This is a genomic window from Mesorhizobium sp. P2_D5, assembly GCF_056404355.1.
Genome location: NZ_JBFUEE010000003.1, coordinates 164,184 through 178,201, shown reverse-complemented (window position 1 = coordinate 178,201; position 14,018 = coordinate 164,184). Strand labels below are relative to the sequence as shown.

13 protein-coding genes are annotated in these 14,018 nt (G+C 60.6%); 4 read left to right on the top strand and 9 right to left on the bottom strand.

The annotated features are described in order from the left end of the window. Window positions 1-10 precede the first annotated feature (10 nt). From gspG to gspD, 3 genes are read right to left on the bottom strand one after another with little or no spacing between them, the layout of a single operon-like run. Complete coding sequence (gene gspG / locus AC1DYW_RS14005; RefSeq protein ID WP_477226593.1) at window positions 11-487, bottom strand: type II secretion system major pseudopilin GspG; 477 nt, start codon at window positions 485-487, stop codon at window positions 11-13. Then, entirely contained in the window at window positions 487-981 is a 495-nt protein-coding gene (locus AC1DYW_RS14000; RefSeq protein WP_477226592.1) for a prepilin peptidase, read from the bottom strand. Before AC1DYW_RS14000 ends, gspG begins: the two co-directional genes overlap by 1 nt. Window positions 982-983: 2 nt before the next feature. Next, entirely contained in the window at window positions 984-3,107 is a 2,124-nt protein-coding gene (gene gspD, locus AC1DYW_RS13995) for a type II secretion system secretin GspD (RefSeq protein WP_477226591.1), read from the bottom strand. Between the two features lie 125 nt (window positions 3,108-3,232). Here gspD and AC1DYW_RS13990 point away from each other — a divergent pair, with 125 nt between their 5' ends. After that, window positions 3,233-3,541: a KTSC domain-containing protein gene (locus AC1DYW_RS13990; RefSeq protein WP_245331348.1), complete on the top strand. Its 309-nt coding sequence runs from the start codon at window positions 3,233-3,235 to the stop codon at window positions 3,539-3,541. Here the strand turns inward: AC1DYW_RS13990 and AC1DYW_RS13985 are convergent. The 3 genes from AC1DYW_RS13985 to AC1DYW_RS13975 form a co-directional block, all read right to left on the bottom strand. Then, the gene (locus AC1DYW_RS13985; RefSeq protein WP_477227075.1) at window positions 3,436-3,867 is read right to left on the bottom strand and encodes a hypothetical protein; all 432 of its coding nucleotides are present in this window, start codon (window positions 3,865-3,867) and stop codon (window positions 3,436-3,438) included. The two genes, AC1DYW_RS13990 and AC1DYW_RS13985, sit on opposite strands and share 106 nt — an antisense overlap. Window positions 3,868-4,102: 235 nt before the next feature. Further along, the gene (locus AC1DYW_RS13980; RefSeq protein ID WP_477226590.1) at window positions 4,103-4,330 is read right to left on the bottom strand and encodes a hypothetical protein; all 228 of its coding nucleotides are present in this window, start codon (window positions 4,328-4,330) and stop codon (window positions 4,103-4,105) included. Between the two features lie 181 nt (window positions 4,331-4,511). Beyond that, the gene (locus AC1DYW_RS13975) at window positions 4,512-6,548 is read right to left on the bottom strand and encodes an oxidoreductase (protein ID WP_477226589.1); all 2,037 of its coding nucleotides are present in this window, start codon (window positions 6,546-6,548) and stop codon (window positions 4,512-4,514) included. A 148-nt stretch (window positions 6,549-6,696) separates the two neighbouring features. Between AC1DYW_RS13975 and AC1DYW_RS13970 the strand changes: the two genes are divergently transcribed. Genes AC1DYW_RS13970 through AC1DYW_RS13960 form a run of 3 tightly spaced genes read left to right on the top strand, consistent with a single transcriptional unit; the run spans window position 6,697 to window position 10,170 of the window. Continuing rightward, window positions 6,697-7,326, top strand: a complete 630-nt coding sequence (locus AC1DYW_RS13970) for a TetR/AcrR family transcriptional regulator (protein ID WP_457154040.1) — start codon at window positions 6,697-6,699, stop codon at window positions 7,324-7,326. 15 nt (window positions 7,327-7,341) lie between these two features. Beyond that, window positions 7,342-8,136 (top strand): pyrroline-5-carboxylate reductase family protein, encoded by a 795-nt coding sequence (locus AC1DYW_RS13965; protein ID WP_477226588.1) that lies wholly within the window; start codon window positions 7,342-7,344, stop codon window positions 8,134-8,136. 48 nt (window positions 8,137-8,184) lie between these two features. After that, window positions 8,185-10,170, top strand: coding sequence for an oxidoreductase (locus tag AC1DYW_RS13960; protein WP_457154038.1), 1,986 nt, complete (start codon window positions 8,185-8,187; stop codon window positions 10,168-10,170). Window positions 10,171-10,260: 90 nt separating this feature from the next. On the opposite strand, the gene AC1DYW_RS13955 is transcribed toward AC1DYW_RS13960, so the two are convergent. From AC1DYW_RS13955 to AC1DYW_RS13945, 3 genes are all read right to left on the bottom strand, one after another. Next, complete coding sequence (locus AC1DYW_RS13955) at window positions 10,261-11,262, bottom strand: ABC transporter permease (RefSeq protein WP_477226587.1); 1,002 nt, start codon at window positions 11,260-11,262, stop codon at window positions 10,261-10,263. A gap of 2 nt (window positions 11,263-11,264) precedes the next feature. Further along, window positions 11,265-12,761 carry a sugar ABC transporter ATP-binding protein gene (locus tag AC1DYW_RS13950; RefSeq protein ID WP_477226586.1) on the bottom strand — a complete coding sequence of 499 codons (1,497 nt, stop codon included), beginning with the start codon at window positions 12,759-12,761 and terminating at the stop codon, window positions 11,265-11,267. Between the two features lie 74 nt (window positions 12,762-12,835). Next, a complete protein-coding gene (locus AC1DYW_RS13945) occupies window positions 12,836-13,960 on the bottom strand; it encodes an ABC transporter substrate-binding protein (RefSeq protein WP_477226585.1) in 1,125 nt (374 codons plus the stop codon). Between the last annotated feature and the right edge of the window lie 58 nt (window positions 13,961-14,018).

Genomic DNA, 14,018 nt, shown 5'->3' with positions numbered 1-14,018 from the left:
CCGGGCCCTGTCAGTTGCTGACGTCCTGGTCTTCGCCGGTTCCGTCCGGCTTGCCGTCCTTGCCCAGGCTGCGGATGACCACGCCGCTCGCATCGGCCTTCACTTCGTAGGAATAAGGCCTCCCCCACGGATCCTTCAGGCCGGTTGTTCCCTTGAGATAGGGCCCGTTCCAGCGCGCTTCGCCGGCAGGCGCGGCGACCAGGGCCGAGAGCCCCTCCTCCGCGGTCGGGTATTTCGCGTTGTCGACATAGTAGAGCTCGAGCGCGCTTTCGATGTTGCGAATTTGCGCCTTGGCGGCGTTGGTCCTGGCTGAGCCGAGATAGCGCAGGACCTGCGGCGCGGCCAGTGTCGCGATCAGCGCGATGATGGCGAGCACGACCAGGAGCTCGACCAGGGTGAAGCCGCCCTCACGGTGGTCGCTCTCACCGACAGATTTTCTGGCGCGGCCGGATTTTTCGGAAAGTTGAGTGAAGCGCTGAGTGATCATCAGAGCAGTCCCATGTTCAAACCTGCAAATTGCTCCAGCGCCCAGCTGCAGCCGAGGCCGATGGCGATAAACGGACCGAAGGCAACACGAGCCCGCGCCGCTGCGGGCCCTGTCGCAAGCACGTGCCCGCCGACGAACAGCAGAGCGCTGGCGCTGGCGATGAACAACAGCACCGGCAACAGCAGCGGGCTGATCCAGCATGCGGCGGCGGCCAGCATCTTGACGTCGCCGAGGCCGAGACCGATCCTGCCGGTCATCAGGAAATGACCGCGCCGTATCAGCCACGCAGCGGCAAAAGTCATGGCTGCAAACAGGAGCCGCAGCGGCAGGCAGTCCGCCTCCGCCGCCATCTGATAGCCAAGGCCGAGGGCGGCCAGAGCCAGGTTGAGCCCGTCCGGGATGATCTGCCTGCGGAGATCGGCGATCGAAATCGCGGCCAGAACCGCCGCCAGGGCGACCGTGGCAGCCAGCACGAGAGATGGGTGCGTGGCCATCGTCAATACGCCAGCCTCTTCAGATCCTGTTGCAGCTTGGTGCCGCCGCGCCGCTTCTGGATCGGCGTCTGCAGGCTGATCTTGCCGCGGAATTCGTCCGTCACTTCGCGGGCTTCGTTGATGTCGCGGACAACGTGCGGCCGGATGAAGATGATCAGTTCGGTGCGTCCGATACTATCCGTCTTTTGCTTGAATGCGTTGCCGATAATCGGGATATCGCCGAGGATCGGCACCTGCGTGCGGTCGACATTGTTGCGCGACTGGATGAGGCCGCCCAGCGCCAGGCTCTCGCCGTCGTTGACCAGAACGCGGGTCTGGATCTTGCGCTGCTGGATGGTCGGTGAATCGATGCCGGAGCTCGTCGTCTTCGTCACATTGCTGACCTCCTGCTCGATGTCGAGCATGACCCTGCCGGCATTGTTGATGCGAGGCGTCACCGTCAGGATGACGCCGGTGTCCTTCATCTCGACCGAGACGACCGGCGCGCTGCCGAACGACTGGTCCACCACCTGTCTTGTGGCGATCGGTACCTGGTCGCCGACCTGCAAGATCGCTTTCTGGTTGTTCAGGGCCATGATGGTTGGCGCCGAGATGACATTGACGTCGGTGATGCTGGAGAGCGCGTTCAGCGTCACCTGGATGTTGTCGGTTGCGTAGCTCCAGTTGAAGCCGGGCAGTGCCGCCGCGGCGGCTCCCTTCGCCACGTCGGACAGCGAGATCTTCATGCCGCCATTCTCGAAGAACCAGCGCAGGCCGTATTTCAGCTCGTCGTTGAGCGTGACTTCGGCGATGACGGCTTCCAGCATGACTTGCGTCGGCAAAACGTCGACCTTGGCCAGGATCTGCTCGATGCGTTCATAATCGCGCGCCGTGGTCTGGATCAGCAGCGCATTGTTTTCGATATCGGCGACGACCGTGGCGTGGGCGGGCGGCTGTCCGTCCTGCGGGGGCAGCGAAGGCGACGGCCCGGTCAATGGCACCGGCGTGACGCCATCCGATTGCATGGCGATCGGGGTCTGGTCGGGCGACACGTTCGAGCCGCCCGAGTCGCCTTCGGTCTTGACGGTGGTGCCGAGAACGGAGCTCAGCACAGCGGCCAGTTCCTTGGCTGGACGGTTCTGGATCTGGTAGACGAAAAGCTGGCTTTCATTGGTCTCGGCCAGCCTGTCGAGCTTGTTGATCCAGGTCGCTGCACGGGCGAGATAGGCCGGGCGCGAGGTGATCACCAGCACCGAATTCAGCCTGTCGTTGGGGATGAACTGGATGAGCTTGGCGCCGGGCCCATCCTTGGTGCCGAAAATCGAATCGAGTTCGGCGGCAACCGCTTCCGGTTTGGAGGTCTTCAGCGGATGCAGCGCGACCGACATGCCGCGCATCCAGTCGACGTCGAACACCGAAACCGCTTCGCGAATGGCATTGAGGTCGCTGTCGTTGCCAGCGACGGTGATCAGGTTGCGGGTGGAATCGACCCGCAGCACCGAGCCCTGACGGGTGATCGGTTCGAGAATGGTCTTCATCTCGTCGGCGGCGATGAATTGCAGCTGCAGCACCTGCACCTTGACGCCGGGGCCGGACGGTGACGTCGACGGCACGCTGACCGGCGGCGTGCTGGACATGATTTCGGAAAGCGGCACAACCTGGTAAGTGCCGGCGCGGTTGGTGATGCCGGCACCATTCACCGCAAGCGCCGATTGCAGGATGTCGACCAGCGCATCCTTCGACACCGGCTGCGATGTCTGCAGCGTCACCGTGCCTTGCACGCGCGGGTCGACGATGTAGTTGAGGTGAAGCGCATCGCCGAGCACGGCCTTGGCCGCCTCGGCAATCGGCGCGTTGACCAGATTGAGCTCGAACTGGCCCGAGCCATCGGTCGTCACCTTGGTGACGGGGGCTCCGGAGGAGACGAACTGGCCCGAGCCCTGATATTGCGCGCCGTTGAAGCGCTGTGCCTGGCCGGCGGCCGACGTGACGGCGCCAGTCCCGGTATATCCCGACCGCAAGGGCGAGTTCTTGGCATGCAGGCTGTCGATGGTCTCGGTGAAGAAGTCCTTGCCCGGCGCGGAAGTGCAGCCGGCAATCGCCAGCAGCGTGCACAACACGACGCGACTACTCGGCTTGCTCGACATCCACCCGATTCCCCTAGATTCCCAGTCTAGGGCTTCTTGCAAGCGGATGTTTGGAATGATGGGCGTATTTGGGGTCTATCCACAGGGTAGGTGGTGCAGAGCAACGCGTGCAACGGGTGCCCAAAATGCCGTCGACTGTGACCCGAAACACCAAATACGATCCGGCAACCAGAACGCTCTCCGTCTGGTTTGTCCCAAGCGGCGACAGCTATGACTACGAAGATGTTGCCCCGGCAACCTACGCCGTCTTCAGCTTGACCCAAACCGGTCAGGTGGGGATCGTATCGAGGTCTGGACAGGTGACGATCCTCACCTCAAACCGGCCAACTCAGTACATGATCCTTTGCCTCAGCCATGCAAAGAATCCCTTCCCTCCGAGCGTTGTGCGAACCCGCGCCGCAGCCCAATGCGCCTTCATGGTTGCGCCGACATGACAATCGCAGACGATTTCGTGCAGTTGCCAGTCGCTCAATTTGAAGAACCGCCTGGCCTCGCCATACGTGTCATCCTTCAGGCCGCATGCGCGCAACACCGGATCGTCGAAGGCAACGGCAAGTGCTGATCCGTCCCCCCGCACGCTGGCACGTTCCTCCAGGTGCAGATATTCGGTACCTGTAAACGCGGCAAGGCATCGCTCGGGATGTTGCTCCAGAAGTTCCGCCCAGCGTTCGATGCGCTGGTTGCGTGTCATTTCCGAATATGCGGCCGAAGTTTCAATCTTGGCGACCGCATGCAGTTGATCGAGTGTCTGATGTTTCATGGCAGTCTCCTGTCGAGAGGGAGAAGCGCCCACGCCTTCAAGGGAATTATCGCGCTGGGATGCTTCGACAAGAGCCGGAAACCGCTGGGAAGGAATCAATCTTTGGTACCGCCAGGCCGGGCCGGTCGAGACCATGAGAGTCTACTCGGTGTTCCACCTTCCGGGTTGGCCATGAGCCAATTGCCGATTTCGCACCGACCGGCACCGGGGGGCTGGCGGAGCCAGTGGCAATCGATCAATCGCGAGCGTCAAAAAGGACGGCCAGTCCCAGTTCCCTAGCCAAGTCGACGATCTCCTCCGTCAACTCGTCATCTGTATCCTGCAGATAAGGCGCGTCCCTGCGAGTTGTCTTGATTGCCGCTTTGACAGAGACGATATCGCCGTATCGCGAACTTGCCAGCTTTACCGCCAGAAAGTCCCTGGCAGTGCCGACAGGTCCTGTTGTGCGTCTGGCGATGCTCATGTGGCTCCTTCCCCATGATCACCTCCGGCTCATTTTGATCTCGTCCAAGATGCAGATCAATCGACGGTACGATTCCGTACGAACCGCCGGTTGACGACAGTTGCAACGTCGCTGGGGTGGCCTGGTGACACCGGGCCAACCCTTGTCGTGATTGAGCGGACGCATTTGTCCGCCTCGCCAATCAGATATCTTTCGCCAAGCGAAGTGCGTCGTAAATCGCAGCGTGGGTGTTGCGAGCTGAAACGGCGTCGCCGATGCGGAAGAGTTGGAACTGGCCCTGCGCATTGCGCACCACCGACTGCGGTTGTCCGGTGATGAGTTCATCGTGCGAAATCTCGCCGTGGTTGGTCGATTTCGGTTTCAGTTCGAAATAGATGTCGTCGAGCGGAATGGTGCCGTGATTGACGACAACCTGATCCACGATGCGCTGTTTGGACACGCCGCCATAGTCACTGCCGACATGGGCAATGAGCTGGTTGCCGTTCTTTTCAACAGACTCCAGCCGATACGTGACTGTGAAGGTCACATCGAGTTTTTGAAGCGACCTCATGTACGGCACGAGGTTCATTGCCATGACCTCGGGTGAGAAGGACCGGTCCGGCGTCATGATTTCAACCTTCGCTCCGGCGCCCGCGAGAAATTCCGCGGCCTGGAGTGCCGCGTGGTCACCCGCGTCGTCGTAGATGAGGACATTGGTTCCCGGCTTCACGTCTCCGGAGATGATGTCCCACGAAGACACCACCAACTCGTTGCCCTTCGAAAGGACGTCGGTGTGCGCCACCCCGCCCGTGGCAATGATGACGACGTCCGGGTTTTCAGCCTCGATGGTTTCGGCTTCCGCCCAGCTATTGAACTGGATGCTCACGCCGTGTTTTTCGCACTGGGCCATGCGCCAATCGATGATGCTCATCATCTCCTTGCGGCGTGGGCTCAGTGCTGTCAGGCGGATTTGTCCTCCCGGTCCGCTCGCGGCTTCGAACACCACAACCTGGTGTCCCCGCTCACCCGCCACGCGGGCGGCCTCGAGGCCGGCCGGACCTGCACCGACGACGACGATCTTCTTGCGGGTCTCGGCCTTGGCGACAATGTGCGGCATGGTCAGCTCGCGACCAGTGGCGGGGTTGTGAATGCAGTATGCCGCCCCGCCCTGATAGATGCGGTCAAGGCAATAGTTGGCGCCGACGCAGGGCCTGATTTCGTCTTCGCGCTTTTCGATGATCTTCCGCACGATGTGTGGGTCGGTCATGTGAGCGCGCGTCATGCCGATCATGTCGACCTTGCCCGACGCGATCGCGTGGCGCGCAGTCGCCACATCCGGAATTTTCGCCGCATGGAAGGTCGGAAAGTTGGTCGCGGCACGAATCTCGCCCGCAAAATCAAGGTGTGGGGCGTTCGCCATTCCCTGAATCGGAATGACGTCCGTCAGGCCCGCGTCGGTGTCGATGTGGCCGCGGATCACGTTGAGGTAATCGATAAGTCCGCTTTCCTTGAGGCGTTTGGAGATTTCAAGGCCTTCCGACTTGCCAGTGCCGCCGGGGAGACATTCATCCGCAGTGTATCGCACGCCCAGGATGAAGTCCTCGCCCACCCGTGACCGGATCGCCTTCAAGACATCCATGCAGAAGCGCATGCGATTATCGAGCGAACCGCCATAAGGACCGTCAAGTTCGTTCGTGAGGGGAGACGTGAACTGTTCGAGCAGGTGGCCGTAGGCCTCGAGCTCGACGCCATCCATCCCGCCTGCCTTCATCCGTTCGGCGGCGTCTGCGAAGTCCTTGATGATGCGCTCGATATCCCAGTCTTCAATCTTCTTGGGAAACGCTCGGTGTGAGGCTTCGCGATGATGGGACGGAGCCACAACGGGCAGCCAATCGCCTTTGTCCCAGCGGGTGCGCCGTCCGAGATGGGTCAGCTGGATCATGATGGCGGCGCCCTCTTCGTGCACCGCATCGGTCATTTGCTTGATCCACGGTACGATCTCGTCCTTGTAGGCGAGCAGGTTGTTGAAAACCGGGGGGCTGTCCTTCGAGACCGCCGCCGACCCGGCCGTCATCGTCATCGCCACACCGCCTTTCGCCCGCTCCACCGTGTAAGCAAGATAGCGCTCCTTCGGCATCCCATCCTCCGGATAGGCCGGCTCGTGGGACGTCACGATGATGCGGTTGCGAAGGGTCAAATGCTTGAGTTTGTACGGCTGCAAAAGGGGATCGTTCGACATCTGACGGACTCCGGACTGGGGTGGCAGGTGCAAACGCTATTTGAAAATGTACAGATATGTCAAGTTTGAGTTCTCATAGGTCGATCAAATCGACATAGGTGTACATTTTGCTGGTTTTCACTTTTGCGTTTTGTTAGGTTGGTCGCTCATGGAGCAAATTTCGAACGACAGCGGATGGCGCGGATCGCCGGAGGGGTGGCTTGAAGCCGCCTACGACTTGCTTCTCGAATCCGGCGTCGACACCGTGAGAATTTCGCCCTTGGCCAAGAAGCTGGGCCTGTCCCGCACCAGCTTCTATTGGTTCTTCAAGGATCGAGAAGAACTGTTGGCGGCCCTATTGATCCGATGGCGGGATAAGAATACCGGCAACCTCGTCAAGCAGGCTGAGGCCTATGCCGAGACAGTGGCCGAAGCGATGCTGAACGTTTTCGACTGCTGGCTCGACAAGACCTTGTTCGACTCCCAGTTCGAGTTCGCAGTCAGAAGCTGGGCGCTTCAATCTCCCGAGATCCTGGCGGAGGTACAGACAGCCGATCAGACGCGCCTCGATGCAATGAGCCAGATGTTCGTCCGGTATGGCTACGAAGAAGGCTCGGCCGATGTTCGAGCGCGCACCATCTACCTCGTCCAGATCGGCTACATCTCAATGCAGACCAGGGAAGATCTCGCGGTCCGCATGAAGCGCATTCCCGGGTACGTTGAGATTTTTACGGGCGAGGCCCCACAGAAGCGGGAGCTGGATCGGTTCTTCGCCAGACATGGCCATTCCGCGGGTTGAGGAAGAGTTTCGACGATGGGCGAACCCTTGAGCATCGGAATAATTGGCGGAGGTGGCTGGCTTGGACGGGCCATCGCCGAGGCCATCATCGATGCACAGATAGTCGCCGCTCAGCACCTCACGCTTTCTTACAGAAGCGGGCAACCCGGCTTTCTGCCAAACGCCACATGGACCAGGGACAATCAGGAACTGGCCGACCGATCCGATGTCATCATCGTATCGGTCCGCCCCCAGGACTGGCCTGCCATCGACATCTCTGCGTATGGCAAGCTCGCCATGTCGGTCATGGCCGGAGTGCCTCTCGACCAACTGGCTCGACGTCTCAAGACCGAACGCGTCGTGCGCACGCTTCCGAATGCTGCGGCAGAGGTGCGCAATTCCTATACTCCCTGGATAGGTTCTCGGGGTGTCACTGCGGATGACCGCGATGTCGCCCGTCGGATTCTGGAGGCCTGTGGCGCCGCCGATGAAGTCAAAAGTGAAGCAGATATCGACTATCTGACGGGCCTCACCGGATCCGGCCCGGCCTTTCCGGCCCTCCTTGCCGCAGCGATGATGGACGATGCCGTCGGTCGAGGAATAAGCCCGGACATTGCCCGAAGGAGCGTCAGCGCGGTGCTGGTTGGAGCGGGAAAACTCCTCGAGGCTCGCGCAGACAATCCCAAAGACATCGTCCAGACCTTCCTCGACTACCGCGGCACCACCGCAGCAGCAATCGAGGCCATGCGCGCAGCCGGATTTGAAGCGACCGTGGCAGACGGACTTGCTGCAGCGCTTCAGAAATCCGTGAGTATGGGACAAGCCTCCTGATTGCCACACGAGGCGGTTTGCCGTCCTCCGACCCGCAGGTGATGTACAATGTCAAAACTCTTTCCGCATCTGTTTTCACCTGTAACGCTGGGCAGTCGCACCCTGCGAAACCGGATCGTGTTCGGGGCTCACACCGCCAACATGGCCGAAAATGGCGTGCCGACCGAACGGCACGTTGCCTACTATGCCGAACGAGCGATTGGCGGGGCCGGCATGATTGTTGTCGAACCCATGCCCGTCCATCAAGCCGCCGTGCTGACACGCGGCAATTTCCGACCTGGCGACGATAGCGTCATTCCTCATTTCCAACAGGTCACGCGGGCGATCAAGGACCACGGGGCGATCGCCATCCAGCAACTCTACCACGTCGGTGCGCATGGCGATTCGGACAACTCATTTCACGCACATTGGTCGCCCTCGGGCCTTCCGAGCTACCATGACAGCGACGGTTCCCACGCTATGTCGCAGGATGAGATCTGGGAGACCATCGACGGCTTCGTTCAGGCCGCGCGCCGCTGCCGGGAAGCCGGTTTCGATGGTGTCGAAGTCTGGGCTGCCTATGTCGGGCTGATCGATCAATTCTGGACGCCCTGGACAAACCAACGCGAAGACCAATGGGGAGGCTCGCTCGAAAACCGCACACGGATCTCCCGCGAGATCCTGACCCGCATCCGGGAAACATGCGGTCGAGATTTTATCGTTGGGCTCTCGGTCAGCGATGAGCCCGACTACACAGTCGCGCTCAGTCGCCAGGAACTGGCGGAGATCATTCGGTTGCATGATGAGCAGGGGCTGATCGACTACGTGACCTGCGGAACCGGCAGCTACCTCGATTTCTACAAGATAATGCCGACTTTTCTCTACCCGGAGAAACTTGGCGCCGATCTTGCGGCGACCCTCAAGGGCGTGGTCAAGACGGCCCTCGTGGTGGCCGAGAGCCATATCAGGACGCCTGAAAATGCCGAAACGGTGCTCGGCGAAAAGGCTGCGGACCTGGTCTCGATCGTGCGGGGCCAGATCGCCGACCCGCATCTGGCACGCAAGGCCGCGGCAGACCGGCCGGACGATGTGCGCGGGTGCATTTCCTGCAACCAGATGTGCTGGGGCCGCCGTTCACGCGACTACTGGATCAGCTGCCTTATCAATCCCTCGGCAGGACGCGAGTTTGAATGGGGCGGTGACCGGTTCACGGCCGCCGCCATCAAAAAACGGGTACTTGTCGTCGGCGGCGGTCCCGCTGGCCTCGAGACGGCACGCGTTGCCGCCGAACGGGGTCACGACGTGGTGCTGGCCGAAGCCTCCAGCAGACTGGGCGGGAACTTTCTGCTCGCCGGGCTGCAGCCGCGCCGGGGGCAAATCCTCGACCTTCTTGGCTGGTATGAGCGCCAGCTCAGCAAGCTGAATGTCGACATACGGCTGAACACCTATGTCGAGGCATCGGAAATCCCCTCATTCCAAGCCGACACCGTCATCCTGGCCACAGGGTCGGTGTCTCCAGAAACCGGATTTCAGAAGGCGCTGCCGGCAATGCCGAGCCTGCCAGGCATCGAAAAGGGCAATGTCTTCTCGATCGAAGCCGTGATGGCCCGCCATGCGCGACCCGGCAAGCGCGTGCTTTTGCTCGACGAGGGCGGAGGCTGGCGCGGCGGTGGCACAGCCTGGAAACTTGCCGAGGATGGCCATCAAGTGACCATTCTCACGCCCGATCCGCTGGTCGGCAAGGAACTGCAGCGGACAGCTGCCGATTTCCCGCTGCGACGGACATTGCGCCAGCTTGGCGTCAAATGGTTCGTGGACGTCAGCGTTCTGGAGTGGCACGGGGACGGCGTGACCGTCGTCGACCACAACACCCGTGAAGAAAGTTTCGTACCGGGCGATTGCCTTGTTCTCGCAACCACCAACGTGGCGGCGGATTGGCTGGCGAAAGAGTTGAAAGGCACATCGCAACCTTTCACGGAGGTCGGCGATGCCGCCGCTCCACGCCAGGCGCCCTACGCATTCCACGAAGGGAGGAAGGTCGCCTTGCGGCTGTGATAGGCACGCTAGACGGGCCGGATCGATCCAGACAAGCGAAAGACGACGATAGTTACTATGATTAGCGATCCCTCCGAAGCCGGTCTGTCGCTACTTGATGATGCCAATCTTCTTACGATCGATGGTGACGAATACTGCGCAAACGAGAACCGTACCCTTGACGATATTCTGGAGGTATGGATCGACACCGGTCATGTTCATGCCGTTCGACAGAAGCGTGATGATCAGAACGCCAAGCGCGGTACCAACAACACTGCCCACGCCTCCGGTTAAAGGCGTTCCGCCGACCACGACGGCAGCAATGACATCCAGTTCAAGCCCTTCCCCGAGCTGCGCTGTGGCGGCCATGGCGCGCGCGCCCTGCAGCAATCCCGCGATGCCGCACAGGGCCCCGAGAAGCACATACATGTAGATTTTCACGCGGGCGACCTGAATGCCGGTCAAGATGGCGACGCGTTCCCCACCGCCGATGGCGCGGACCTCGCGTCCGAACACCGTCCTGTTGATGATGCCATAGGCAAGGACCATCAGCACCAGGCCAATGATCACCGAATTGGGAATGCCCAAAGTACGTTCGGCATAGGCGTTGAGGAATTGCTCGTCGTCTATCGACACTGGAGCGCCGCGGGTGAACAGAAGCACGATGCCGCGATACACCACCATCGCCCCCATGGTGGCTATGAAGGACGGGACCTTGCCCTTGGCGAGGAGCACGCCATTGATCAAACCGGCAACCGCACCAACAGCAATGGCCGGAATGATTGCCGCAGCGCCGAGACGATCGGCCGTCAAGGCCGTTGCCAATGCCGCGAGGGCGACGATTGAACCGACCGAAAGATCGATCGAGCCCGCCATGATGACGAAGGTCATGCCCAGCGCCGCGACCAGCAGCACAGTGCCCTGCTGAAGCACGATGAGAAAGTTGCTGAAGGTGAGAAAGCGCGGCGACGACAGAGAGAATATGACGACGAGCAGAACGAGCATCGCGAGCGGAAAAGTGCGCTTGAGGAGTTCGAAGCTGCTCGCGCTGCGGATTTTTTCGCCGCTTGCGCTCGGCGTCATGGCGGTGCTCGCGGTCTCGTTTGTGTCCATGGTCAGGCCATATGTCCAATGATGTCGTGTTCGGTGGCATCGGCTGCAGTCTCGATGCGATGCGTGACATGTCCTTGCCGGAGCACCAGCAAGCGGTCCGACATACCGATCAGTTCAGGCATGTCTTCCGAAGAAAGGATCACGGCGAGGCCTTCCGCCGCCTTCTGCCGTATGATTCGATAGATCTCCGTGCGAGCGCCGATGTCGACGCCGCGCGTTGGGTTGTTGAGCAGGAGCAGGCGTGGCTGTACGGCCAAGCATTTGCCAATCACCACCTTTTGCAGATTGCCTCCCGAGAGAGAACGGCAGGACGCGTCGATGCTCTGCGTCTTGATTCCGATCCGAGTGATGAGATCGGCCGCAATGGCGATGGCAGCGGGGCGGTCGAAGAATGGCCCATGCCGGGGCGGGCGGACCATCACCAGATTGTCGAGGACACTGAACTCAGCGATCAGCCCTTCATTGTGACGGTCGCCGGGCAGATGGGCTACGCCCTGCCGCCAAGCATCAGTCGGGCTCGATGGCGCGAATGGAACATCCGCAAGCCTCATCGTGCCGTGGCCTAAAGGCAGGTCGCCGCAAATGGCTGCGAACAGCGCTTCGGCGCCAGCGCCTTTCAATCCGGCAAGGCCGAGGATTTCGCCGGCATGAACATCCAGGCTGACGCCGTTGAGTTCGCGCCCAACGGCCACGTCGCAGGCTTGGAAGACAACAGGGCCCCGCGCGGGCTTGCTTGGGTCTGCCGTCAGACGAGACGGATAGATACCTTTCGCGAGGTCGCGTCCCACCATGCGGCGATGAATCTCATTGGGCTCGATCTCGGCTGTACGATATGTTCCGACATATTGCCCATCCTTCAGGATCGTCAGTCCATCGGCGACGGCAAGCACCTCGTCGAGATGATGAGAAACGAAAGCTACGGTCATCCCCTGAACCTTGAGTTCGTTGATGACGCCAAGGACCGCCTGAACCTCGCGGTGATCCAGATAGGCGGTGGATTCGTCGAGGAGGAGAATTTTCGGATTTGTAGATAGAGCTCGGGCGATCTCGATGCATTTCAGCTCGCCGAGATTGAGGCGGCCTGTGTCTGCAGAGACTGGTATTTGCGCGCCGATCCGCTCGAGGATCGCTTGCGCCGCCGATTCCATACGTCTGCGATCGATGAGACCGAGGCGACCGGCGAACCTTCGCAGGCGATCGATAAAGATGTTTTCAGCAACCGACAACGACCGGTTGATCGTGATTTCCTGGTAAACAAGCGACACACCAAGGGCCGCCGCACCGCTGACACTCTGTGGGGCATATCGTGCTTCGTCCAGCGTCATCACGCCGCTGTCAGGCCGTTCGGCACCGGCGAGCATCCGCAGGGTCGTCGATTTGCCAGCTCCGTTTTCGCCGACGATGGCGTGAACCATACCAGGCAGAAGCACCACCGACACGCCATCCACGGCACGTGTCTGGCCGTAACTCTTGCGCAGATCGCTCGCGGTAAGCGTCATGGATCGAATACGTCCAATGCCCTGGGAGAAGCCTGCCCGCAACCGTGCGGTTGCAGGCAGGCCGAACCTTGCGTTCAGTTGCTGTATTGCATCTCGAAAACGGCTGGCTTGGCGTCCTTGTTGTAGAAGCGGGAGTGCTGTCGGAAATCATAGGTGGGCACTCCGCCCGGAAAGTCCTTTTCAAACTGCGCAACGCGATCCTTGGTCAACGGCAGCAGCTTCAGCTTGACATTGTCAGCGCCCGCGGGAACCGGAACGCCCTTGATCTGGTCGAAGAGGGCGACAAGGGCGAAGCCGCCCTGAAGCCAATGACCGCCGATGTCGAAGAGCAGATCGCCGGACTTTACCGCTTCGACATTCTCAGGGTTGAGATCCATTCCGACGACCATGACCTCCTTCCCCGGCGTTTTCCCGTGGTTCTTGAGAGCGGCCATCACGCCGGTCGCAGTGCCGCCGTTCGCAGCCCAGACGCCGGTGATCTCCGGATTCCCCTGGAAGAGCGATTCAAATGCCGTCTGCGAAGTATCACGGACGAAATTGCCATCGACCTCACCAGCGACACGCACATCGGGAGCTTCCTTGAGAGCGTCTTCCAGACCCTTGCGACGATCAATGGCGACCGAGGTGCCGGCGGTGCCGTTGACCACGCCGATCACTTTTTTACCGTCCGGCCCGGGCTTGATCGCAGCGAACAGCGCCTTGGCCATTTGGTATCCGGCGTCTTCATCGCTCGGCCCGATAAAGGCGATGTAGTTTGGGAAACGCTCGGTTTGAGGCGAAAAATCCGGGTAGCTGTCAGTGAGGATGACCGGTATGTCGGCTTCCTTCGCCAAGGTAAGTCCACGAGCGGCAGTGGCCCAATAGGGCGTGAAGATTATGCCATCGACTTTCTGGGCCACCAGATCCTCGAGCGACTTGACCATCTGGTCGGGCTTGTTGTCGGCGTTGAGCACGACGAGATTCACGCCGAGTTCATCCGCTCCCTTTTTCATGAAGGCGACATAGCTGTTCCAGAATTGCGCATCCAGGGTCGGCACGACAACGCCGACCGTGGGGCCGTCGGCAGCGACAGCCGCCGTTGACAAGAAGGCCGCAGCAGCGACGCCGATGACGGCCGATTTCAGCCTAGACAAGAAAAACATGGTTCCTCCAACCCGGTTCGCAATGGAGCCCACTGGCCCTTTGCATTGCTGATTCATTTAGACTTTTTGACCAGAACTGCTCGTTCTCCAACCACCAGATGACGACGATTGACGA